The sequence below is a fragment of the Rhizobium sp. BIGb0125 genome, from assembly GCF_024810055.1.
Lineage (GTDB): Bacteria > Pseudomonadota > Alphaproteobacteria > Rhizobiales > Rhizobiaceae > Agrobacterium.
This window is the reverse complement of sequence record NZ_JANUDV010000007.1, coordinates 215,617-238,905: the sequence shown is the minus strand read 5'-3', so window position 1 is coordinate 238,905 and position 23,289 is coordinate 215,617. Positions and strand designations below refer to the sequence as shown.

General features: G+C 55.5%; 23 protein-coding genes. 3 read left to right on the top strand and 20 right to left on the bottom strand.

Annotation, left to right across the window (positions count from 1 at the left end):
* Nucleotides 1-6 precede the first annotated feature (6 nt).
* The 4 genes from M2418_RS20305 to M2418_RS20290 all read right to left on the bottom strand — a co-directional run bounded on the left by M2418_RS20305 (nt 7) and on the right by M2418_RS20290 (nt 6,518).
* The gene (locus M2418_RS20305) at nt 7-987 is read right to left on the bottom strand and encodes a 3'-5' exonuclease (protein WP_259148805.1); all 981 of its coding nucleotides are present in this window, start codon (nt 985-987) and stop codon (nt 7-9) included.
* A 71-nt stretch (nt 988-1,058) separates the two neighbouring features.
* A complete protein-coding gene (locus tag M2418_RS20300; protein WP_259148804.1) occupies nt 1,059-4,325 on the bottom strand; it encodes an error-prone DNA polymerase in 3,267 nt (1,088 codons plus the stop codon).
* A complete protein-coding gene (locus M2418_RS20295) occupies nt 4,322-5,842 on the bottom strand; it encodes a DNA polymerase Y family protein (protein WP_259148803.1) in 1,521 nt (506 codons plus the stop codon). The genes M2418_RS20300 and M2418_RS20295 overlap by 4 nt, the downstream gene beginning before the upstream one ends.
* A complete protein-coding gene (locus M2418_RS20290) occupies nt 5,754-6,518 on the bottom strand; it encodes an ImuA family protein (protein WP_259148802.1) in 765 nt (254 codons plus the stop codon). Before M2418_RS20290 ends, M2418_RS20295 begins: the two co-directional genes overlap by 89 nt.
* 126 nt (nt 6,519-6,644) lie before the next feature.
* Here M2418_RS20290 and M2418_RS20285 point away from each other — a divergent pair, with 126 nt between their 5' ends.
* Nucleotides 6,645-6,797, top strand: a complete 153-nt coding sequence (locus M2418_RS20285; protein ID WP_259148801.1) for a hypothetical protein — start codon at nt 6,645-6,647, stop codon at nt 6,795-6,797.
* A 73-nt stretch (nt 6,798-6,870) separates the two neighbouring features.
* On the opposite strand, the gene M2418_RS20280 is transcribed toward M2418_RS20285, so the two are convergent.
* The 9 genes from M2418_RS20280 to M2418_RS20240 all read right to left on the bottom strand — a co-directional run bounded on the left by M2418_RS20280 (nt 6,871) and on the right by M2418_RS20240 (nt 14,550).
* Nucleotides 6,871-7,902, bottom strand: coding sequence for an L-idonate 5-dehydrogenase (locus M2418_RS20280; RefSeq protein WP_259148800.1), 1,032 nt, complete (start codon nt 7,900-7,902; stop codon nt 6,871-6,873).
* An 8-nt stretch (nt 7,903-7,910) separates the two neighbouring features.
* Nucleotides 7,911-8,858, bottom strand: a complete 948-nt coding sequence (locus M2418_RS20275) for a 2-hydroxyacid dehydrogenase (protein ID WP_259148799.1) — start codon at nt 8,856-8,858, stop codon at nt 7,911-7,913.
* A 139-nt stretch (nt 8,859-8,997) separates the two neighbouring features.
* Nucleotides 8,998-9,768, bottom strand: coding sequence for an SDR family oxidoreductase (locus M2418_RS20270; RefSeq protein ID WP_259148798.1), 771 nt, complete (start codon nt 9,766-9,768; stop codon nt 8,998-9,000).
* Between the two features lie 139 nt (nt 9,769-9,907).
* A complete protein-coding gene (locus M2418_RS20265; RefSeq protein ID WP_259148797.1) occupies nt 9,908-10,582 on the bottom strand; it encodes a 4-carboxy-4-hydroxy-2-oxoadipate aldolase/oxaloacetate decarboxylase in 675 nt (224 codons plus the stop codon).
* Between the two features lie 103 nt (nt 10,583-10,685).
* On the bottom strand, nt 10,686-11,522 hold the full coding sequence (locus tag M2418_RS20260; RefSeq protein WP_259148796.1) for an ABC transporter substrate-binding protein: 837 nt from the start codon (nt 11,520-11,522) through the stop codon (nt 10,686-10,688).
* 31 nt (nt 11,523-11,553) lie between these two features.
* Nucleotides 11,554-12,315 carry an amino acid ABC transporter ATP-binding protein gene (locus M2418_RS20255; RefSeq protein ID WP_192489718.1) on the bottom strand — a complete coding sequence of 254 codons (762 nt, stop codon included), beginning with the start codon at nt 12,313-12,315 and terminating at the stop codon, nt 11,554-11,556.
* Nucleotides 12,312-13,070: an amino acid ABC transporter permease gene (locus M2418_RS20250; RefSeq protein ID WP_192489719.1), complete on the bottom strand. Its 759-nt coding sequence runs from the start codon at nt 13,068-13,070 to the stop codon at nt 12,312-12,314. The genes M2418_RS20255 and M2418_RS20250 overlap by 4 nt, the downstream gene beginning before the upstream one ends.
* The gene (locus M2418_RS20245; protein ID WP_259148795.1) at nt 13,067-13,774 is read right to left on the bottom strand and encodes an amino acid ABC transporter permease; all 708 of its coding nucleotides are present in this window, start codon (nt 13,772-13,774) and stop codon (nt 13,067-13,069) included. The genes M2418_RS20250 and M2418_RS20245 overlap by 4 nt, the downstream gene beginning before the upstream one ends.
* Complete coding sequence (locus M2418_RS20240) at nt 13,771-14,550, bottom strand: SDR family oxidoreductase (RefSeq protein WP_250984518.1); 780 nt, start codon at nt 14,548-14,550, stop codon at nt 13,771-13,773. The genes M2418_RS20245 and M2418_RS20240 overlap by 4 nt, the downstream gene beginning before the upstream one ends.
* Before the next feature lie 230 nt (nt 14,551-14,780).
* Here M2418_RS20240 and nac point away from each other — a divergent pair, with 230 nt between their 5' ends.
* Nucleotides 14,781-15,686, top strand: coding sequence for a nitrogen assimilation transcriptional regulator NAC (gene nac / locus M2418_RS20235; RefSeq protein WP_192489722.1), 906 nt, complete (start codon nt 14,781-14,783; stop codon nt 15,684-15,686).
* 46 nt (nt 15,687-15,732) lie between these two features.
* Here nac and M2418_RS20230 read toward each other — a convergent pair whose 3' ends face one another.
* From M2418_RS20230 to M2418_RS20200, 7 genes are read right to left on the bottom strand one after another with little or no spacing between them, the layout of a single operon-like run.
* Nucleotides 15,733-16,938 carry a pyridoxal phosphate-dependent aminotransferase gene (locus M2418_RS20230; RefSeq protein ID WP_250984517.1) on the bottom strand — a complete coding sequence of 402 codons (1,206 nt, stop codon included), beginning with the start codon at nt 16,936-16,938 and terminating at the stop codon, nt 15,733-15,735.
* Between the two features lie 48 nt (nt 16,939-16,986).
* The gene (locus tag M2418_RS20225) at nt 16,987-17,754 is read right to left on the bottom strand and encodes a 5-oxoprolinase subunit PxpA (protein ID WP_259148794.1); all 768 of its coding nucleotides are present in this window, start codon (nt 17,752-17,754) and stop codon (nt 16,987-16,989) included.
* A 29-nt stretch (nt 17,755-17,783) separates the two neighbouring features.
* Complete coding sequence (locus M2418_RS20220) at nt 17,784-18,779, bottom strand: biotin-dependent carboxyltransferase family protein (RefSeq protein ID WP_250984515.1); 996 nt, start codon at nt 18,777-18,779, stop codon at nt 17,784-17,786.
* Nucleotides 18,776-19,483, bottom strand: coding sequence for a 5-oxoprolinase subunit PxpB (gene pxpB / locus M2418_RS20215; protein ID WP_250984514.1), 708 nt, complete (start codon nt 19,481-19,483; stop codon nt 18,776-18,778). Before pxpB ends, M2418_RS20220 begins: the two co-directional genes overlap by 4 nt.
* Nucleotides 19,480-19,908 carry an acetyl-CoA carboxylase gene (locus tag M2418_RS20210; protein WP_250984513.1) on the bottom strand — a complete coding sequence of 143 codons (429 nt, stop codon included), beginning with the start codon at nt 19,906-19,908 and terminating at the stop codon, nt 19,480-19,482. The genes pxpB and M2418_RS20210 overlap by 4 nt, the downstream gene beginning before the upstream one ends.
* Nucleotides 19,905-21,287: an acetyl-CoA carboxylase biotin carboxylase subunit gene (gene accC, locus M2418_RS20205; protein WP_250984512.1), complete on the bottom strand. Its 1,383-nt coding sequence runs from the start codon at nt 21,285-21,287 to the stop codon at nt 19,905-19,907. The genes M2418_RS20210 and accC overlap by 4 nt, the downstream gene beginning before the upstream one ends.
* Nucleotides 21,287-21,724 carry an acetyl-CoA carboxylase biotin carboxyl carrier protein subunit gene (locus M2418_RS20200; RefSeq protein WP_259148904.1) on the bottom strand — a complete coding sequence of 146 codons (438 nt, stop codon included), beginning with the start codon at nt 21,722-21,724 and terminating at the stop codon, nt 21,287-21,289. Before M2418_RS20200 ends, accC begins: the two co-directional genes overlap by 1 nt.
* A gap of 490 nt (nt 21,725-22,214) precedes the next feature.
* Here M2418_RS20200 and M2418_RS20195 point away from each other — a divergent pair, with 490 nt between their 5' ends.
* Nucleotides 22,215-23,285 (top strand): HlyD family secretion protein, encoded by a 1,071-nt coding sequence (locus M2418_RS20195; RefSeq protein WP_259148793.1) that lies wholly within the window; start codon nt 22,215-22,217, stop codon nt 23,283-23,285.
* The last annotated feature ends 4 nt before the right edge of the window (nt 23,286-23,289 follow it).

The window sequence follows — 23,289 nt, the reverse complement described above, 5'->3', positions numbered from 1 at the left end:
CCTGTCTCAGCCTGCCCGGAAACGATCAAAAGCGGTTAGACGCCGAATGGGAGGATCGGCCTCCCAGCGATAAATCTCGTTCCGCAGGAAATGCAATTCCTCGTCGAATTTCTCTTCCGGCAATTCCACCCACCAGGATTTCGGTCGACCGTCAGAGCCATCCGACCACCGGTAACCGCGTGCCTTGAGATGGTCCTTCATGTCGAAGGGCGAGTTTTCGGCATAGATACGAACACGGGACAACTGGCTGGCGGCATGCAGTTCCGAAAACGGTGTGGTCACGGCGGGTGCGCGCTGCAAGGCAAGCACTTCAAGGAGGGCAAAACAGTCATCGACGGCACGGTGCCCATCGTGGAAGTAACCCGATTGCCCAATCAGATACCCCAGTTTACTACCTTCAAAACCCCGTGCCGACCAATCGACTTCAGCGACCGAACAGCCCCAGGCCTTATGAACAAAAACCGGTGAAAAGGCCTCACAGAACGGCCGATCAAAACCGGCATTATGCGCGATGATCAGATCAGCCGGTTCAATCAGAGAATTCATACGATCCCGGTCAATCACCTGGCCGGCAACCATATCGTCGGTGATCCTTGTCAGCCGTGTAATCTCTGGCGGTATCGAAACGCTCGGCTGTTGAAGACCGCCATAAATATCCGTGACATCGCCGATCTGGCCGTCATCGTTAAAGGTGAAAGCCACCAGCCCGATCTCGATAATCTCATCGGAACGGTAATTCAAACCGGTTGTCTCCGTATCGAGAATAATGCCACGACGCGGGAATTCCGGGCGCGGATGTTTAACGATCGGCGGCGCCTGAAGCTTGCGCAAAATGCGATAATCACCGGTGGATTCGAGATGTCGGGCCATGGCCTCGCTATCGACTGGAACCTCTTCCTGTCGTCCCCGCGCACGCGCCGGGGACCTGCCAATGCTCACGCTTGCAGTTTTGCCGGACGATGCAAAGAAGTCGAGTTGTGAAGTCATGCTGTTCCAATCCGTATACGGCAACCTTGGGGCTAACAGAGTCGCCATTGCAGGGCAAGCAACGCCAGGTTCTATCGGAAGTCGCGCGTCTTGACCCGGATTTCACCCCGATGGCTGTGAGGCGTAAGGATGGTGCCCGATTTTGGCTGGCCTCTTGGATCCGGCGGCGGCATGCCATGATGGAACTCATCCCCGCGCCCATGCCGCAGGGGAAATGGCTCGCCGCGTTCTCCAACACTTGCCAAATCATGTGAAAGATCAATCAATTCACGGGCAACGACATGAACCACCTCCCCCTCCCGCTGAATATAACCTTTGATGCCCAACATGCTGGCACCTAGGACGATACTGCGCTGTTTCTCAAACACCTTGGGCCAGACCACGACGTTTGCAACACCCGTTTCGTCTTCGATAGTGATGAACATCACACCCTTGGCCGATCCGGGTCGCTGGCGCACCAATATGATCCCGGCAACCTCGACCCATTGTTTATCACGAGACGCCACCGCATCCGCGCAGGCCAGAATTCTCCGCCTTGCAAGATCGGCCCGCAAAAAACTGACTGGATGGTTACGCAGGGTCAGCCCGACATGACTGTAGTCTTCAACAACCTCACCGCCCGCTGGCATTGATCGCAAAGCGACAGTCGGCTCATTCTGTTCCGCCACGGATACCGCTTCCCGTCTTGCGGCAGCCACAAACAGTGGCAGTGGTTCATCGCGCAATGCCTTGATCGCCCAGAGTGCGTCGCGGCGTGCAAGACCCAATGATGGCCGGAAAGCATCCGCTTCTGCCAATTCAACCAATGCGGAGGCAGGTATGGAACATCGCTGCCACAGATCATCGACAGACACGAAGGGCTGGTTGGCTCGAGCACCAATCAGCCGTCCAACATCATTGTTGGAAAGCCCTTTGACCATCCGCAAACCAAGCCGAACCGCTAAGCGCCCATCATTGCCATCACGTGATTCAAGCGTGCAATCCCAGCGGCTGGCATTCACACAGACAGGACGGATTTCCACGCCATGGTTTTGGGCATCGCGAACGATCTGTGCCGGCGCATAAAACCCCATCGGTTGCGAATTGATCAGTGCCGCACAGAAGACATCCGGGTGCCAGCATTTCAGCCAGGAAGAGGCATAGGCCAGCAGTGCGAAACTTGCCGCATGGCTTTCAGGAAAACCATAGGAACCAAACCCCTCAAGCTGGCGGAATATTTTTCCCGCAAACTCTCTGTCATAACCATTCTTCACCATGCCATTGATCATTTTGATGCCAAAGGTGGATATGGTGCCGGTGTTTTTGAATGTGGCCATTGCCCGGCGTAACTGGTCCGCTTCTCCAGGGGTAAAACCGGCACATTTGATGGCGAGCTGCATGGCCTGCTCCTGAAAAAGCGGAACGCCCAATGTCTTGCTGAGAACTTCTTCGAATTCAGGTCTCGGATAGCTGACTTCTTCTTTCCCCTGCCTGCGCCTTAGATAGGGATGCACCATGTCACCCTGGATCGGCCCGGGTCTGACAATCGCCACCTGAATGACAAGGTCATAATATTCTTTGGGCTGTAACCTTGGCAGCATCGACATCTGCGCCCGGCTTTCGATCTGAAACGTGCCCAGCGTGTCAGCCTTGCAGATCATGTCATAGGTGGCTTCATCGCCCTGAGGGATACTCGCAAGATTTTCATCAATACCCTTATCTTCTCGTAGAAAGTCGAAGCAGCGGCGCAGGCACGACAACATGCCCAAAGCCAGGACATCGACCTTCATGAATTTCAGGATGTCGATATCGTCCTTATCCCATTCGATCACCTGCCGGTCAGCCATTGCCGCAGGCTCGATGGGCACCAGTTCATTAAGCGGATCGCGGCTCAATACGAAACCACCGGGATGTTGCGACAAGTGGCGGGGAAAACCGATCAATTGACGAGCAAGATCCAGAGTGATCTTCAACCGCCTGTCATCCCAGTTGAGATTGATATCTCGGACGTGTTTTTCCTCTACTCCTTCCGACCAGCCCGACACCTGTGAGGACAAGGTTTTTGTCAGATCTTCGGTCAGGCCCATGGCCTTGCCAACATCACGCAACGCACCCTTGGCACGGTAGCGTATAACCGTTGCGCAAAGAGCCGCACGATCCCGACCATAGGTATCATATACCCACTGGATCACCTCTTCCCGGCGTTCATGTTCAAAATCGACATCAATATCCGGTGGTTCATTGCGATTTTCTGAGACGAACCGCTCAAACAGTAAGTTACTGTCGACAGGATTAATGGACGTGATTCCCAAGACATAACAGACCGCAGAATTGGCGGCCGACCCTCGTCCCTGGCACAAAATATCCTTGGAGCGGGCAAACCGAACGATTGCATTCACAGTCAGGAAATAAGCGGCATATTCGAGCTTATGAATGAGCCTAAGTTCATATTCAAGACTGGCTCGAACTTTGTCCGGAAGACCATCGGGATAACGCCTAGTTGCCCCCTCCCATGTGTATTTTTCCAACAACTGCTGCGGTGTCAGATCCGGAAAAAGCTTTTCTTCCGGATACTGATACTGTTTGGAAAGCTCATCGAGATTGAACTGGCAGCGTTTGACGATTTCAAGCGTGCGGGCATGCGCCTCCCGATAGCTTGGAAAAAGCCGCAGCATTTCTTCTGGCGGCTTCAGATAACGATCGGCGAAATGCTCCCGCCGGTGGCCAAGCTCATCAATCGTAACGTTATGCCGGATGGCCGTCACAACATCCTGAAGTATCCGTCGCTCGCGATGATGAAACAGGACGTCATTGGTGAGAACGGTTGGCACACGGCTCATTGCCGCCAGATTATCAAGTTCATGCAACCGAAGTTGGTCATTTGGCCTGCGTCGCAGCGTCAGCGCCATATAGGCGCGGTCGCCAAAACTCTCGCGCAGCCGACGAAGACGAAGAGCACAGACATCATCAGCAACATCAGGCACAAGAACAGCAATCAAACCGTCGCCATAGGCAACGACATCAGCCCATTCCAGATGGCACTTGCCCTTGCCGCCACGTTGTTTGCCAAGGCTGAGAAGGCGGCACAACAGGCCATAGGCTGCTTTGTTGGTCGGATAGGCAAGGATCGACATGCCATCGGCAAGATCAAGCCGGCACCCGACGACAAGTCGAAGACCAGTGTCCTTGGCAGCCTGATGCGCACGCACGATGCCAGCCAGCGAATTACGGTCCGTTATCGCCAACGCCTCAATGCCCAGTTCTTTCGCCTCTGCAATCAATTCCTCGCAAGACGATGCCCCTCGCAGGAAGGAAAAATTGCTGGTCACCTGAAGTTCGGCATATCGCAGGTTACTCATGCGAAGATCCCATGCAGAAACCAATCATGTGAGCCGCTATCGGCATCCTCGCCATTGCCCGCCCGGAAAATCCAGAACCGCTCGCCAGCATCATCCTCAACCCGAAAATAATCTCTGACAGCAATCATTTCCGCGTCGCGTTTCCACCACTCGCCAAAAATCCGCTCGGGACCATCGGCGCGCCGCACACGCCGTCGCATTCCCCGCCAGACAAAAGACACGGGCGGGTGATCGGGTAGCAGCGCCATTGTATCGATCGGTTCGGGATGCTGTAAAAGCCGTGGTGGGCGGGGCCAACTTCCCTTCCAGCCCGCAGTCGGCTGCGACGAGAACGGCGAAACCCGCATGACCGAACGCTCCGGCACATCGCTTTCGACCGAGGCATAACGATAGATGCGTTGTGCACCGACACGGTTGGCCAAGATGTCGACTAGATCAGACATGTCAGGCTCGGCCTCCTCCACCAGCGAGGATATGGCCTGGCGATGCTCAAGCGGTTCGGCAGCCGAAGCGACCAGCGTCATGAGCTCGATACCGAAACCAGGATCAACCGTTTCGATCTTGTCGCACAGCAATCGGGTAAGGCGCTTCACATCGCGAACCGGCTGGGCCAGACCAACTCGAACCGCCTGTATGCTGTTGTCAACGCGGGTAAAAAGAAGGTCGATACGGCGCGCGCCAACCCCCTTGGTTTCCATATCCGCGCATAAGGCTATCACCAGCTTTTCCGTATAGCGGGCAATGGTTTCTGCCGCAGCGATCGGCTCTGCAAACACGCGCCGCGCTTGCGGCAGGTCCGGCGAACGGATTGGATCTATGGGCTCGGCCGAACGACCAAGGGCTTCATCGATACGCCGGCCGATTTCCGGTCCAAAGCGCTGGGTGAGCGGTGCCCTTGGCTGGTCAATGAGATCACCGATCCGCTCAAAACCAAGCGTCTGCAGGCCTGCTACGGTCTGTGGTTCCAGACGAAGGGCTGCAAGCGGCAGACGACGAAGCAATGGCAAGCTTTCCCCCGGCGGCACAACAAGGGTTGTTTTGGTCGTGAAGCGCGCAAAAGCATGCGCCGCCCCTCTTGTGTCAGCAATCGCCGCACGCGCTTCTAGTCCGGCAGCTGCGAACCGCTGGACCATCGACGTCAGCATCACAGCTTCGCCACCATGCAGATGGTCTGCACCGGTCGTATCGATAATCAGCCCATCCGGCGGATCAACCATAACAACAGGAGAAAATCGCAGCGCCCATAAGGCCAGTCGCTCAAGCGCATCACCATCTCCCCGACTATCCGCATCCACAACAACCAGTCCCGGTACCAGCGCCTGCGCTTTGGCCAAAGCCATGCCGACAGACAGTCCGAGCTTGCTGGCATTGGCGTCGAGAGCCGCAACAGAACGACGTCGGCCATCACGGCCAGCAAGCACCAGTGGTTTATCGATTGGCGGCGTAGCGGTGCCCGAAAGCCGTCTCAGACGGTCTGTTGGCCAACGGGGCAGGTACAGCGATACAACCCTGACCATCACAACTCTCCACTTCGAGATCGAAACACTCCCCTGCCCGTGCCCGGATCAGTTCGAGCAACCAGCGCTCGCGGCCGATACCGGCGACCGGCAATGGCGAAGACGGCACTGCCGAAACACGCCAGCGCGTGATCGCAGCCGTCGGCTGGCCAAAATCCTCCGCCTCGCTCTGGCGGCGCCAGCGGCGAATGGCGATACCAATCGCACCCGACTGTTCTGCGGCCAGTTGCAACCGGCGTGATGCGACCATGGAAAGCCGGGTGACCTCGGCAATCGCGGCCCCAATCCCGCCGTGACGAAGCCCTTCCTCGAAACAGGCAAGCAGCATCTTCTCATCCCCGGCTTCAACATGGATGACCCGGCCTGGATCAAGCCCCACCTGAGCAAGGGCCGGCGCGAACAGATCGGCGCGGGTCACACACCACAACACCTTGCCGCGTGTGCGCGCCGCAATACCGGCGGCAAACACCGCAGCCGCGGCTCCATCCACCGCACCATTGCCGTGACCGGCCACTTCATGCAGCGCACCCAGTGCCAGTCCGCCTCCCGGCAATCTGTCATCAATCTCCGGAACCCCGAACGGCAGAACCTGCCGTTTGCGCATGGTTGTGCCTTCGAGACGCTCAATATGCTCCCAAAGCCCGGACAGCATGGAATTGGCGATTATTCCCGACATGGCGCGAATGCGATCCTCTCAATGATCTTGCAGGGGCAAAGTTTATTTGTTCTCTTTTTGTTCCTATTGCTGTCATGAGTCAATCGGGGGCAATGAACCTCCTGTGGTCAAAATAATGATGCCGTGATGGTCCAGACCGGATTCATGCAATTGGATCAAATGGATGATGCGGTACAGTTTGTCAGGAATTTTTTCTTAGAAATCGCAGCCGTCACGTCGGCAACGCCGGAAAAACAAAAAGGCACGATTTATCGACCGTTGATCAGCATTTCCCCGTGACCATTGAGGCACGGGGAAGCTTGTGTTGCACAAGGTCATGCCATCTGCCTGACCGTGTTTCTTCTTTGGCGGATCAAAACGCCAATTGGACTTTCATTGACTTTGTTCTGTCTGCTGCTGTTTCGAATGCGGTGACGGCTTCGCTGAGCGGAAAGGTTGCGGTCAGAAGTGGTTTGAGATCAACACGGCCCTTGTTGATGAAGTCGACCGCAAGCCCGAACTCCTCATGGAACCGGAACGTGCCCTTCATCTCGATTTCCTTGGCAACAACCATGTTCTGCGGGATCGACACATCACCACCCAGCCCAAGCTGTACAACGGTTGAGCGTGGACGAAGAACCTCAAGACCTGCCCGCACAGCGCTCTGATTGCCCGACGCTTCGAACTGAACGTCAAAATATCCCTTGTTGGCAGAATAGGCCGAGAGTTGATCGGCATTGTCGGCAACATTGATCACCCGGTCAGCACCAACGCCGAGTGCCTTCTTCAGTACCGCATCCATTACGTCGGTCGCCACGATCTCACGCGCCCCATGTGCCCGTGCCGCAATGATCGCCAGCGCTCCAATGGGTCCGCAGCCGGTTACCAGCACCCGCTTGTCGGTCAGGGCGCCGGCCCGTGTTACCGCATGCAGTGTGACGGCAAAGGGTTCAGCCATCGCCGCTTCATGGATCGAGACACCCTCTTCTACCCTGTGGCACTGCCAGGCCTGCGCCACCAGTCTCTGGCGAAACGCGCCCTGGATATGCGGCATCGGCATGGCACTGCCATAGAACCGCATGTTGAGGCAGTGGTTCTGTTGCCCCTTCAGGCAATATTCGCAGTCATTGCACGGACGGCTTGGCGAGACCGCAACGCGATCGCCCACGGAAAGCCCCGAGACACCCTCACCCAGCGCCTTGATCGTACCGGCCACCTCATGGCCGAGGATCATTGGTTCGCGGATGCGCACGGTGCCAAAACCACCGTGATTGTAGTAATGCAGGTCAGAGCCGCAAATGCCGCCCGCTTCAATGGCAACCTCTACCTGACCCGGACCAACAGGTTCGACGTCTCTCTCCTCGATACGCAAATCCTTGGCGGCATGTATGACGACGGCTTTCATGGCTTCTCTCACAGAACAGGTGTTAACAGGGCAGACCCGGCAAAATGCGCGGCGAGATTGTCTCGTACCAGCTTGCCCATGGCCTTGCGGGTCTCAATGGTTCCAGACGCATGGTGCGGCTGAACCAGCACATTGTCGAGTTGCAGGAAACGTGGATTGAGCTTTGGCTCACCCTCAAACACATCAAGCGCTGCCGAACCGAGCGTCCTGTTCTCCAGTGCTTCCAGCAGTGCCTCCTCATCGATGTTCGAGGCCCGCGAGATGTTGATCAGCATGCCCTCAGGTCCAAGTGCGGCAATCACATCCTTTGAGACGATATGGCGGGTGACAGCAGAGGCTGCCAGTGTGATGAACAGGAAGTCGGCATGCCGGGCCAGTTCCACCGGATCGGCAATATAGGTCAGGCCATCCGCATAGGGTTTTGCCTCGACATCGCTATAGGCGATGTCCATGTCGAAGCCCTTGAGGCGCTTTGCGACTTCAAAGCCAATACGGCCAAGTCCCAGCACACCGGCCTTGCGGCCCCAGACGCGGCGCTTCAGCGGATAAAGGCCCTTTTCCGCCCAGCTTCCGTCCTTGACCCAGGTCTCTGCGCCGATGATGCCGCGTGACTGCACCAGCATCATTGCCACACCAAGGTCGGCCACATCATTGGTCAGCACATCAGGTGTGTTGGTAACGCGAATGCCGCGAGCCCGGCAGGCTGCCAGATCAACCGCATCAAAACCGACACCGTAGACGCAGATCACTTCGAGCTTCGGCAGCTTGCCGATCAGTTCGGCAGACGCACCCAGTTCACCACGGGTGGCAATCGCACGGATCTTGTCGCCATGCTGGTTCAGGAATGCATCGCGGTCGGCGGCTTCAAACAGCTTGTGCACCGTATAATGTGCATCCAACTCCACCTGATCCCATTCCGGGTATGGACCCGTCATCAGAATGTCCGGTTTGCTCATGGTTTCCTCCAAAAGATAAACACCGCTCACGCGGTTATGGTCGGTGGGCATGGTCAGTGGTCATGGCCGATGGGCATGCATCCGCCATCACCGCCATCATGGGATGTCAAAAAGGGCTCTTTGGCTCACGGGCCAAAACTCAAAGGCTGGTGGTAATCCCGCCATCGACATAAAGCGTATGGCCATTCACAAACGACGATGCCTTGCCCGACAGGAACACAGCCGCGCCCACCAGCTCATCGACATTGCCCCAGCGGCCAGCCGGTGTGCGCTTCTCAAGCCAGGACGAGAACTCCTCACTATCGACCAGTGCCTGATTGAGCGGTGTCTTGAAGTATCCCGGCGCAATCGCATTGATCTGCAGGCCATGTTTGGCCCAGTCGGTGCACATGCCGCGTGTCAGGTTCTTCACAGCACCCTTGGTGGCCGTGTAGGGCGCGATCCCCGGACGGGCCAGTTCACTCTGCACCGAGGCGATGTTGATGATCTTGCCGCGACTACGGCTGATCATGTGACGCGCCACCGCCTGACCGACATAAAACACGCTGGAGATATTGGTCTTCAGCAACTGTTCCCACCGGTCAGCTGGAAAATCCTCCAGCGGTGAGCGGAACTGCATGCCGGCATTGTTGATCAGGATATCGATCGGTCCGATATCCCGCTCGATCGCCTCGACACCACGTTTGACCGCGTCAGCATCCGTCACGTCGAAATCTGCCGTATCGACAGCAACGCCCGTTTCAGCCTTCAGCGCTGCCGCCGCTTCGCCAAGCCGCACCTTGTCACGGCCATTCAGCACAACAGATGCACCATGCTCGATAAGACCCTGCGCCAAAGCCAGTCCAATCCCCTGCGACGAACCCGTCACCAAGGCACGCAAACCGGACAAATCAAATAGTCGAGACGTCATCAGACCTTGTTCCTTAAAAGGAGGTGTCATTTCATTCAAGGGACGAACGGTATCGGACACCCAGCACACCGTTCCTCTTTTCTCATGGGATCACTGGCGATGGCGCGAAACAGCAGATCTGCCTCGCAACACCACATGATCAGATATCGACAACCAGACCCTTGGCCTTCAACACGGCCTCGAGATTGCTGACTTCGACAACCGATTTGCCCTGCTTGTAGGCTTCAATGTAACCAGCTTCGGCATCTTCGCGGATTTGCGACAGACGCGCCGATTCCTGGGCGTCTTCACGGCGCACGACAACCAGACCATCGGCATCACCAACGATAATATCGCCGGGATTGATGATTTCGCCGCCAACGATGATGCTGTCATTCACCGCTGCAATCGTTTCCTTCACAGTGCCCTTGATGCAGACACTGAGAGAGAATACCGGGAAACCAAGGTCGCGCAGTTGCAGTGTGTCGCGCACACCGGTGTCCGTTACCAGACCGCCGATACCCTTTGCCAGGCAGGCATTGGCCAGCACGTCACCGAAAGAACCGGCTTCTTCATATTCACCAGCCGAAACAACAATGATGTCGCCGGGCTTGGCATAGTTGATGGCCAGCTGCAGCATGATGTTGTCGCGCGGGGCGCATTTCACCGTGAAGGCAGGGCCGCACAGCTTCATCTTGTAGTCGACAGGCTTCAAACGGGAGGAAAGTGCACCTTTACGACCCTGTGCCTCATGGATGGTTGCAGGCGAGAACTTCGAAAGCGCTTCGATGTCTTCTTTGCTTGGCCGTTCTGCGATATCTTTAATGTGGATCATAAAAACCTCCCACGGTAAGGCATGCGGCGGGAACGTCCCGCCGCTCGCATTGATGTTGATGTGTGTGTTTCAATGGATGCTGAGGGGCCTTAGCCCGGCAGGATCAAGGAATCGGGTCGAACTTCAGTTCGGAAAGTGGAACCACCTTGTCGGTACGGGTCATCTTGTATTCGGTATTCGGGCCAAGCCACTTGTCCCAAATCTTGTTGATCTCGCCGTCTGCATCGAGCTTCTTCAGCACTTCGTTGATCTTGGCTGTCAGAGCTGGATTGTCCTTGGCCATGCCAATACCGATCGGTTGATAGAGCATTGGCTCCTCAATCATGCGCATTGGCTTGCCCTTGGTCTTGGATTCGTTGACAAACTTCGTCGTTGTCATGGTGTTGGCAACCATGCCACGGGCTTTACCCTGCTGAACGGCGAGATAGGCAGACGCAGTGTCCTGGAAGGTCAAAGGATCGGACTTGTTGAGCTTGATCGACATTTCAGAGGTCGAGCCCTTGGTGGAGGCAACGCGCTGACCTTCATAGTCGGCCTTCTTCTGACCGGCATCATCAACCGGCACGATCAACATTTCCTTGGCAAGGTAATAGGGATCGCTGAACTGGATCTGCTCTGCGCGGCTCTGTGTATAGGCAAGGTTGGCAACCGTGATATCAACGCGGCCGAGCTTGACCTCTGGTACGCGGGCTTCAACCGACACAGGCTTGACCTCAGCCTTTACGCCGAGTTCCTTGGCAATGGCATTGCAAAGATCAACGTCGAAACCAGCCATTTCGCGGGTCTTTGGATCGGGAGCAGCAAAAGGAACAACGTCTGCGAAGGTCGCGCAACGCAAAACCTTGTTGGACATGATCGTATCCAGCTGATCCGCAGCGGCAGGCGTCGCAAGGGCTGTACCAGCGAGAATGGCGGTGAGTGTAAAGCATTTCCAGTTCATTGCAGTTCTCCTCTTATGATTTTGCTTGGTATCAGTGACGCAGATCGGAAAGGAACCGCTGCGCGCGCGGATGGCGTGGTGTGGTGAAAAACTCTTCAGGCGTTGCCTTTTCGATAATTTCACCGGCATCGATGAACCAGATGCGGTCGGCAACTTCGCGGGCGAAGCCCATTTCATGCGTGACACACATCATGGTCATGCCTTCTGCGGCCAATCCCTTCATCACGGCCAGCACTTCGCCAACCATTTCAGGATCGAGCGCGCTTGTCGGCTCATCGAACAGCATGACCGGAGGCTCCATCGCCAAAGCGCGGGCAATCGCCACACGCTGCTGTTGACCGCCGGACAATTGAGCCGGGTAAGCGCCAGCCTTGTCGGCCAGACCAACTCGATCCAGAAGTTTCAATGCCTTGTCGCGGGCTACATCAGGTGCAACACCTTTGACGCGGATGGGCGAGATCGTCACATTTTCCAGCACCGACAGATGCGGAAACAAATTGAAGCTCTGGAACACGAAACCAACCCGGCTACGCAGCAGGTTGAGTTCCTTCGTTTTTGTCGCCGCATGAATGTCCTGGCCATCCAGCGTGATCGAACCGCTGTTGATTTCCTCAAGACGATTAACGGTGCGGATCAGCGTCGACTTTCCGGAACCCGAGGGACCACAGATGACCACCACTTCGCCACGCGCCACCTCAGCGTCAACATTTTTCAGAACCTGATAGTCGCCATAGCTTTTGCAGACATTCGAGATACGGATCGTCTGCTCTTTCGATGATGATGTCGTGGTCATGGCTGCTCCGTTATGATTTTGGCCTGCGCCAGCGTTTCCGGTTGCGGGCGGGCAACCACACCCGCGCGACGCTTGGCAATACGGCGCTCAACAGCATTGGCGAGATAGGTCAGGCTCCAGCAGATGGCGTAATAAACGATTGCCAGAATGAGGAAGACCTGGAAGGGCTGCGTCAGAAGCTGGTTGTTAACCTGACTTGCCGCGAAGGTAAGGTCCGGCACGTTAATGACATAACCAAGCGTCGTATCCTTAATCGTCGCAACGAAGGTCGAGATCATGCTCGGGATCATGTTATAGAGCGCCTGCGGCAGGATGATAAAACGCATGGCGCTGAGATAGCTGTGACCCAGCGCTCTTGCTGCATCCATCTGGCCTGCCCCTAGGGCAACAATACCAGCCCGGACAACCTCGCTAAGGAATGCGCCCTGATAGACAACGAGCGTCACCAGCATAATGGCGAAGCTTGGTACATCAGCGCCCGTCCACAACGGGATGAGGAAGTAGGTCCACAGGATCAGCATCAGCAACGGTACGCCGCGTGTGACATAAACAAGCGCTGTGATCGGCCACCGGACCATGCGCCATTTGGACAGGCGTGCCATGGCCATGAGAATGCTGACCGGGAACGCAAAGGCAATAGCGAGCGCTGACAGAATAAGCGTGTTGGCAAGGCCACCAAGCGGACCATTCGGGTACTGACCGATCAACAAAAGCAGCCAGTAGTCTTGGATGATGGTGATCATATCTCCGATCATGCCCGTGCCCTCCATACAGGATCCAGACGCATCGACAGATAAGCTCCGGCAGCCATGATCAACAGCGAGAAGAAGAGATAAAGAACAGTTCCAACCAGATAGATTTCAAAGGTCTGGAAGCTGAGATTTTCAATTTCCTTGACCGCATGGGTCAATTCGGACGCACCGATAACCAGAGCAAGACTGCTGTTCTTGAACAGGGAAACGCTGTGGTTGATGAGCGGCGGCAATGCATTACGCACACCTTGCGGCATGATGATGAAGCGCATGGCCGACAGATAACCGTGCCCCAGTGCTTTTGCCGCCTCCATCTGCCCCGGACTGACCGAGCGCAAACCTGACCGCAAATCCTCACTGAAATAGGCGGCCTGACAAAGTCCAAGCCCTACCACGGCAAACACTGCTTCGGCGTTATGATCCGTCAGCCAGTTTGTCAGTCCCGACGGCAGCAACGTAAAGATACCGAAGTACCACAACATCAACTGTACCAGTGTCGGCACATTACGATGGTAGGAAACATATGCCGCAACAAGACGATCACCGAATTTGAACGGCGAAAAGCGGATGCACAACAGCACCAGCGCTAGTGACATGGCCAGCGACCACGAGCCAAGGAAGATAGCAAATGTGATCTTGATGCCGTGGAGCAGCATCCCGATGTACTCCTGATTGCTCAGGACGGACATCAGATCAAAGCCGCTCACGGCTTTGGCTCCTTGGTGGCATCAGACTGCGCGGCAGTTTGTGGCTTGGCAGTTTGAAGACCGCCCATCACCTGCAAGGTCGGCGTAATTTCCATGTGACCAATATTGACAGCTACCGGTGCTGCGATGGCAAAGGCTATTGCATCGGCGATGTCTTCGGCCTTCGGCAATTCAAAACCGTCGATAAAACGTTCACGTACGCTCGGGTCATTGCCGTGAACGTGATTGAAGATATCCGTCGCAACCCGGCCCGGGCAGATTTCCGTCACACGGACACGCTTGCCAAATGCATCCAGCCGCAACTGGTTCGACAGCATGGCAACACCAGCCTTGACGGCGTGATAGGTGGAGTTTCCTCCAAAGTTGTAATTGCCGGCAATCGACGAAATGTTGATGACGTGACCGCGGTCGCGCTCCACCATGCCCGGAACGATCAGGCGGCAGATATGCAGAACCGCACGCAGGTTCACATCGACAAGAAGATCAATGTCGTCGGCATCAGCCTGCAGAAATTTTTTCGGCCTGTCGACACCGGCATTATTAACCAGAATATCGAACTGAACCTTCTCGGAGAGAGTGGCAAGCGCTGCTCGATCGGTAACATCTATAGCATGCGCTATGCAGCCAGTACGATTTGCAAGTTCATTCAACGCATCCGCACTGCGGGCAACAGCATGAACTTCAATATTTTCGCGACGGAGCCGCTCTACAACTGCTGCGCCGATACCGGATGAAGCGCCGGTGACCAAAGCGGTCTTGTAATCGGAGAATGGCATTCTGATCCCCTTTATTTGTTGCCATGAACATTAGCTAAGCTTTGGGCTCTTGCCTAAGACCGATTACTTTTGGAGTAATAAGGAACTTTTATGGAGGGCAGAAAACAGCTTTTCCGTACGGGATTGGCGAAAATCCACCACAGCGAATTACGAAATTCATACAAGGGCCTGCATTGCAAAACCTGGCCGAGCCTGTAATCTGCGCGCCACCCAAAACCATTTGAAAAAACATGGATATAAGACGTTTAAAATCGTTCATCGTCATTGTTGATAGCGGCAGCATCACGCGTGCGGCAGATATTCTGCATCTCGCACAGCCGGCCCTCAGCCAGCAGCTCGCAGCGCTTGAAGAACATTTTGGCCAGAAGTTGCTCATCCGTAGCCAGCAGGGTGTGACGATGACCGATGCCGGCCACGCTGTTTACCGTCACGCGCAGATCATTCTGCGCCAGATGGAACAGGCACAGGTGGATGCATCGGCGGCTGGAAACTCGATTGCCGGACGGGTTTCCGTCGGTCTCGTACCCTTCAGCAGTGCAGCAACATTGTCGGTCGATCTCCTGGCCGAAACACGCAAACGTCATCCAGGCATTCTCATTCACCTGACCGAAAGCGTCGGACAGACCTATAGCCAGATGATCATGAACGGCCGCCTTGAGCTGGCCCTGATTCATGGCGTCGGCCCGATCAAGGGCGTGCGTTTCGAACCACTGCTGAGTGAAGAGTTTTATCTGGTGGCGCACCGGGATTTTGCCATCGAGGCGGACTCAAAACCGGTGCCGATTGCCGCGCTGGACGGTATGCCGATGCTAATGCCGCCTGCGTACAATTTTGTACGCCGTGCTGTCGATACGGCCTTTACCCGAAGCCGCATCAACCTCAAGGTTGTCGCAGAGGTAGAGATTGTCAGAACTCTCGCACGTGCCGTTGCCAATGGTCTTGGCGCAACCATCATGCCGAAAGCGATCGCCGACCGTATCGTCTCAGAAACAAGCGAACCGCTGATCTGTCGTATCTTGTCTCCTCGTATCGAGGAAACCCTGTCCTTATGCACATCCGACCAGAACTCTTTGTCGGAACCGGCATTTGCCGTGAAGGACATTCTGGTCGAGCTGACCGAAAAGTTGAAACTGTAAGGTAGTTACCTGCCGGCCCAACATTCAGGCCGGCAGATCAAATTGATCAGCGCATATCCTTGCAGTACTGCGCGATACGGGCGCAACCTTCGTTCAACATTTCGACGCTAGTGGCATAGGAAATGCGGAAATACGGGCTCATGCCATAGGCCGCGCCCTGAACGGTTGCAACGTGGTGTTCTTCCACCAGCCCCATGACAAAATCGACGTCACCTTCAATCTTGCGGCCACCCTTGGTGGTCTTGCCGATCAGCCCGGACATGTTCGGGTACAGGTAAAATGCACCTTCCGGCTTGTGGCAACGCAGACCCTCAATTTCCGCCAGCTTGCCCAGCACAAGATCGCGACGCTCGCGATAGATTGCAGCGCGTTCCTTCAACAGATCCTGCGGTCCATCCAACGCTGCAATGGCTGCGGCCTGCGTAACCGTGGCGATACCACCGCTATTTTGACCGTTCACGTTGCTGATCGCCGCAATCAGTTCCTTTGAACCGCTGGCGCAATACCCGAGACGCCAGCCGGTCATCGCATAAGCTTTGGAAACGCCATTCATCGTCAGAACACGGTCATAGAGACGTGGTTCGACATCAGCAATCGTGCCGAATTCAAACCCATCATAAACGAGATGTTCATAAATATCGTCGGTCAAGATCCAGACATCCGGATGACGCAACATCACCTCTGCAATTGCGGCCATTTCCGACCGTGAGCAGGCAGCACCGGTTGGATTGTTCGGGAAGTTCAACAGCAGCCATTTGGTACGCGGCGTGATTGCCGCTTCAAGATCTTCTGCACGCAGCTTGAAGCCGGTCTCTTCAACACAGGGAACAGGAACCGGCACACCGCCGGCAAACTTGACGATGTCGGCATAGCTCACCCATGACGGCGTTGGAATAACCACCTCATCACCCGGATTACAGGTCGCAAGCATGGCATTAAAAATAACCTGCTTGCCGCCGCCGGATACGATGATTTGGCTTGCATCATAGGTGAGGTTGTTGTCGCGCTTGAACTTTCTGGCGATAGCAGCCTTCAGCCCCGGTGTGCCATCCATAGGCGGATATTTTGTCTGGCCCCCAAGAGCAGCTTCATGGGCGGCCTCAATGGCATGGGCAGGTGTCGGAAAATCCGGTTCCCCAGACGACAGGCTGACAACCTTGATACCTTGCGCAGCCAGTTCTCTGGCACGCTGTGTCATGGCAGCAGAAGCGGATATGGAGACGTTTTTCAATCTGTCAGCGGTAGAAGGCATCGGAATGATCTTTCTGTGAGATGAAGGAGAAGGCCGATGAGCGGCCTGTTAAGACGCAAGTTCTGCGGCTGGCGCGAGGGTCGCACCTGAAGCAATGATTTCGCTGTGCACGATACCGGCCAATTCCAGCGAACCCGGCGTATCGCTATGCACAAGAATTGACCGAGCCGGCATGGCAAGAATGGCGCCATCGATAGCCTCAACTGTCCCATCGGTCAGAAAACGGCGAACCCGGGCACGCACGGATGGTTCATCTTTGACCAACGCACCTGGAAGACCACGGGCAACAAGGTTACCCTTAGCGTCATAGGCACGGTCGGCCAGGAACAGGGCAAGGGTTTTCAAACCGGCCCGTTTGGCGGCTTTTTCAATTTCACTTTGCGGGGTTACAAAGACCACCAGCTTGGGATCAACAGCCGAAATGGCGTTCATCATCATGTCGGCAAGCACCGGATCACGATTGACCATGTTGCCCATCGCCGCATGGAAACTGAAGTGGCCAACCTCAACGCCTTCGCTCTTGGCAATCGCGATCAGTGCGCCCAGTTGGTAGAGCATCTGGTGGCGCAGTTCATCGGGTTGAAACGGCAATTCACGCCGGCCAAAACCGGCTCGATCTGGCAGACCCGGATGCGCACCAATACCAACGTCATTCTGCTTGGCCAAACGCACCATGCGCGCCATTGTATCGGGATCACCGCCGTGAAAACCGCAGGCAATGTTGGCGGATGACACCAGCTTCATCATCGCGTCATCGTCACACAAGCGGTAGGGGCCGAAACCTTCACCCATGTCGGAATTGAGATCGATTTTCATCAGTTCCTCCCTCTTGATCCGGTTGCTGCTCAGGCCATCGCCTTCAAAGCGCGCTTGACCATGTCTGCAGTCCGTTTGATGTCCTCTAGATAGGTTTTTACCGCTTGCTCAACCTGGCGTGCCTCTTCGTGGCTGGTCCGGACGAACCTGATCTTTCCGCCGGGATTTGCCTGTCCAAGCCGCCACAGATCAGCCTCGATCACACCGGCTATCTTCGGATAACCACCAGCGGTATTGGCATCGCTCATCTGAATAATCGGCTCCCCACCAGGCGGAACCTGTACAACGCCTGGAACGACGCCGTGCGAGCGCATTTCTCTGGTCTCGGTCGGTTTGATGGGCTCGCCGGAAAGCCTGTAACCTGTGCGGTCACTGCGCGACGAGATACGCCAGACCTGCCCCCAGAAGGCTTCACCATCATCGGCAAACAAATGATGTTCGCCAGCCGGAATAGCGCGAACCTGCAACACGCCCTCAACGATGTCAGGAAAGACATTGGCCAAAGCTTGTGATGGCTCCACCACCGCCAAGCCACTTGCAGGCAGTGGCAAAATATTCTCCTGCGTGCCAGTTTTCAGATGATCACCCTTCGCAAGCGGCCTTCCGTCATTGCCGCCGAAATTGCCGCGCAGTGCCGTGCTGCGTGATCCCATCAGCACCGGGACATCCAATCCGCCGGCAACAGCAACATAAGCGCGGGCGCGTTTAACCGGTTGTCGCAATTCCAGCACATCACCGCCCTTGGCCAGATGAGCGCACCATGGCAACACGTCTTTGCCATTCAGAAGAACCAGGCCATCTGCACCGGTTACCGCAAAAATCATCGGCATAGAAACACGCAATTTGAACGGAAAGGTCTGCACTTCAATGACAGCCGCATCCGGCTCATTCCCGACAAGAATATTGCCGGTTTTTACAGCAAGCGAATCCATGGCGCCGCCAGCCGTGACACCAATATTACGAAAGCCCGGACGTCCGAGATCCTGAACAGTATTAAAAGGGCCGGTTTCGAGGATTTCGATCATAGCTCTACCCTCGCTGGCACAAAACGGACAGTGTCGCCAGGTGCCAGAAGCGCCGGTGTCGCTGACGTTGGATCGAACATTTTCAAATCCGCATAGCCGATTGAGTTCCAGCCATTGGGACCGGTCAGCATGGCAACACCGGTCTGCATGCCACCAATTGTCACGCAACCCTTTTCCATCTTGATGGACGGCACCGTTTTGCGTGGCATGTAAATACGGCCATCAAGTCCGTGCAGATACCCAAAGCCGGGCGCGCTACCGAGCGCAAATACCCTGTATGTCGCTTCATGATGAATGCGTACAATCTCACGGTCACTTAAGCCGGAAAAGTCGCATAATGCGGCAAGATCCGTTGCGTATTCACCGCCGTAGTGAACCGGTATCTCAACCGTTTTTCCCGAGAGATCGATACTTGCGGCATTGTCCCATGCTTCCAGCAGACGGCCGACGACAGCATCGGGGTCTGCAGGCGTTTCCTTGAAAAGGGTAAGAAGGTTGGTCATGCCGGGAATGACTTCCGCGACATCAGCCCATGCACTTACAGTTTGCGAAAGCGCCCAGATAAAGCGCTGTGCCGGCAAATCGAATTCACCCGGCGCTTCTAGCAGGAAGGAGCGTGAGCCGATGAAGGAAATATTTGCCCGACCTTTAACGACAGGCTGAATTTCATGGTGCGTCGCAAGGATACTTGATCTGGCAATCATGATTGAGGCCCGAGTTCGAACAAAACATCACCGAAGCCAACCAGAGCATCCTGCTCGGCGAGCTGACGGGTTAACAAGCCAGTGCGGCCGGCAAGGACGGGCACGAGAATTTGGCCGATACGGATAAATCCAATCACATCGGACGCAACAACCGAGCGGGGGAATTGACCCGCCCCAGAGGCAAGAGACGGATGTGACACATGGAAATGCCCGGCAATCGGTGCCTTCACCGTCGTGCTGGATGTCGCATTCGTCGGTTTCAAAGCCACGGCAGACGGAGACGTTCTCACGGTCTCTGGCACGGAAATAACCAGCCGCAACTGCGCATTTGGCGTGGAGATTTCCAAGCCTTCGACACCGGCAGCCGACAACATCTCCGTCAGAGCTTCAAGAGAGGCGGGATCGGTGAAATCGAGCCTGCTCATGCCGCTCTCCATGCTTTCAGCCACTTTTCTAGATAATGAATGTCCGTTTCGCCTTGGGCAAAAGCCGCGTCTTCAAACAGGGCACGCAGGAAAGGCAGGTTGGTTGAAATGCCTTCAACGCGTGTCCCGGCGAGCGCGGTTCGCATCTTGGTGATGGCCTCAGCCCGCGTCGGCGCATGCACGATCAACTTGGCGATCAGGGAGTCGTAATAGGGCGACACCCGGTAACCGGGATAGATATGGGTATCGAGCCGGACTCCTTCGCCTTGCGGCCAGGCAATGTCTGTGACAGCCCCTGCCGATGGCAGGAATGTATCGGGATCTTCGGCGTTGATCCGGCACTCGAAAGAGTGTCCATCACAGACAACATCATCCTGCTGAAGATCGAGTCGTACACCTTGCGCCGCCTTGATCTGGGCCTGCACGATGTCGATACCACTGGTCATTTCGGTAACGGGATGCTCGACCTGCAAACGGGTATTCATTTCGATGAAGTAGAATTTTCCATCTTCATACAGAAATTCAAACGTGCCAACGCCGCGATAACCAATCTGCTGGCAGGCTTCCACGCACGCCAAACCCACAGGCTCAATGATATCGGCTGCAATACCCGGGGCCGGGGCTTCTTCGACCACTTTTTGATGGCGCCGTTGCATTGAACAATCGCGATGCCCAAGCCAAACCGCATTTCCATGGGTGTCGCAAAGCACCTGTATCTCAATATGACGGGGATGCTGGAGAAACTTCTCCATGTAGAGCGCTGGGTTGCCGAAGGCCTGTCTCGCCTCTTCACGCGTCAGGGTCATTGCTTCGATCAGCGCAGATGGTTCCTGAACCACCCGCATGCCACGCCCACCGCCGCCGCCTGCGGCCTTAATGATGACAGGATAACCAATGTCACGGGCAATCTGCTCAACCGTGGCATGGTCATCTGGAAGCGCCGTATCCGGCCCTGGCACACATGGCACACCCGCGGCAATCATCGCCTTCTTAGCGGTAATCTTGTCACCCATGGTGGCAATGGACCGTGCATCTGGACCGATAAAGGTCAGTCCGGCATCCTCTACGGCTGCCGAAAATGACGTGTTCTCGGACAGAAAACCGTAACCGGGATGAATGGCACCTGCACCGGTTAACCGGGCGGCCAGAAGAATGGCATCCTGATTGAGATAGCTTCTGCGCGCATTGGCAGGACCAATACAGACAAAATGATCTGCCGTTTCGCCATAGGAGGCTTGCCTGTCAGCCTCAGAGCAAATCGAAACTGTCTTCAGGCCAAGCTCGCGGCAGGCGCGCTGTATGCGCACAGCAATCTCACCACGATTGGCAATCAGCACCGTATCAAAGAGTGGATCAGAGCTGGCGAAATTCTCTGCCATCACGCAATCTCCGCCAGCAAATTGTTGGTTTCGACCTCTCCGCCATCAACATCCGTAACGAAGGTGATACGGCCAGCACAGGGCGCGGCGATCTTGTTGAATACTTTCATGGCCTCGATAATAAAAAGTGTCTGCCCCTCTTCCACCACATCGCCAATATTGACGAATGGCGGCTGGCCCGGTGCAGATGCACGGTGCAAAACACCGAAGATCGGTGCACGGACGGATGTGCCAGAACTGTTGTTGTGAGAGGGTGCCGTTTGCGTATCCGGCAGAGTAGCGTGAACGCCGTCAGTCGGTGTCGTGACCGTTGCAGCAGAGATTTCGTGGCCAGTTCGGAAAATTCGAACGGTGACGTCCTTTTCCGTGACCTTCAGTTCGGTAACGTTGGTTCGCCCGACAAAATCAATCAGCGCTTTTATCTTCGGCAGGTCCATGAGCACACTCGGCATTGTTCGAAGCCGCACTACGATCCCGCAAAGGCCGGACCATCGTCGACTGAACCAGACCTAGCACGATAGGTTGTTTGATGGGGTCAGAAGAACTTTTGATATAGCCCGGTTTGCTCCAGATTTCCCCAAACACCTTCACACGGAAAACCCGCATCAACGGCGCATAAACCTTGAATTTTTTAAAGAGATTTTCAGATCAATCTTGATTGACCAGTTGCGTATCTCCAAATGCCGGCAAAGCCACAGCACCACCGACATGTCCAAACACCGCCATGTCGATACCACGAAGTTAAGCGGTCAATGCCTTTTGACTTTTTGCAATTTTCGAAAATGCGCCAAAGGCTTGGCCCTTTTTGAGATGTGAAAATTTATATTGCGTGGCGGCACCAAGCCGTTTGACATGGCTCTCAAGAGGGTGTTCATTTCCTCAACCCTTAATGCATAGTCACGAAAACCATAAATCGGATTAAGTGTAATGTTCAAAGCTGCAAGAGGTTGGGTTTGGGGCGTCATCGCCGTTATTGCCATCGGCGTCGGATATTACGCTTGGACCGTTCTGCGGGGTGATAATTTGCCCGCAGGCTTTGTCTCCAGCAATGGTCGTATAGAGGCCGTGGAGATTGACATCTCCACCAAAACAGCTGGCAGGCTCAAGGAGTTGATGGTTCGCGAAGGTGAATTCGTCAAGGCTGGCCAGCCACTTGCACAAATGGACACCGCCCAGCTGGAAGCCAGCAAACGACAGGCCGAAGCACAGCGGCGCCGCGCGGAGATATCGGTCGATACGGCCCATAGCCTCGTTGCCCAGCGTGAGGCAGAACGAAAATCTGCACTAGCCGTCATCGAACAGCGCAAAGCCCAGCTCGATTCCGCAGTGAAGACCAATGCCCGCTCGCGGCAACTATTGACCAACAATACCGTGTCACAGCAGGTCGCCGATGACAGCGAAGCGGCCGAGCAGGCTGCAAGGGCAACACTTGCTGCGGCAGAAGCGTCGCTTGCTGCCTCTGATGCAGGCATCAATGCTGCTAAGGCGCAAGTGGTGGATGCCGAAGCAGCTGTTGATGCGGCAAAGGCACAAATTGACAGTATCGAAACCGATATTGCCGACAGCACTTTGACGGCACCCCGCGACGGGCGAATTCAATACCGAATCGCACAGCCCGGCGAGGTTCTGTCTGCCGGTGGCCGTGTCTTGAACCTCGTGGACCTTGGCGACGTCTACATGACCTTCTTCCTGCCAACGGCAGAAGCTGGCCGGACCTCAATTGGTTCAGACGTACGTCTCGTGCTGGACGCGGCTCCCCAGTTGACCATCCCTGCCCAGGTGTCCTTCGTTGCCGATGTGGCGCAGTTTACGCCCAAAACGGTTGAGACTGAAGAAGAACGTCAGAAACTGACGTTCCGGGTTCGCGCCCAAATACCGCAGGAATTGCTGCAAAAATACATCCAGTACGTCAAAACCGGCTTACCGGGCATGGCGTATGTCCGGCTGGATGCGCAAGCAACATGGCCGCAAAATCTCGAACAGAACCTTGTAAAATAACGGC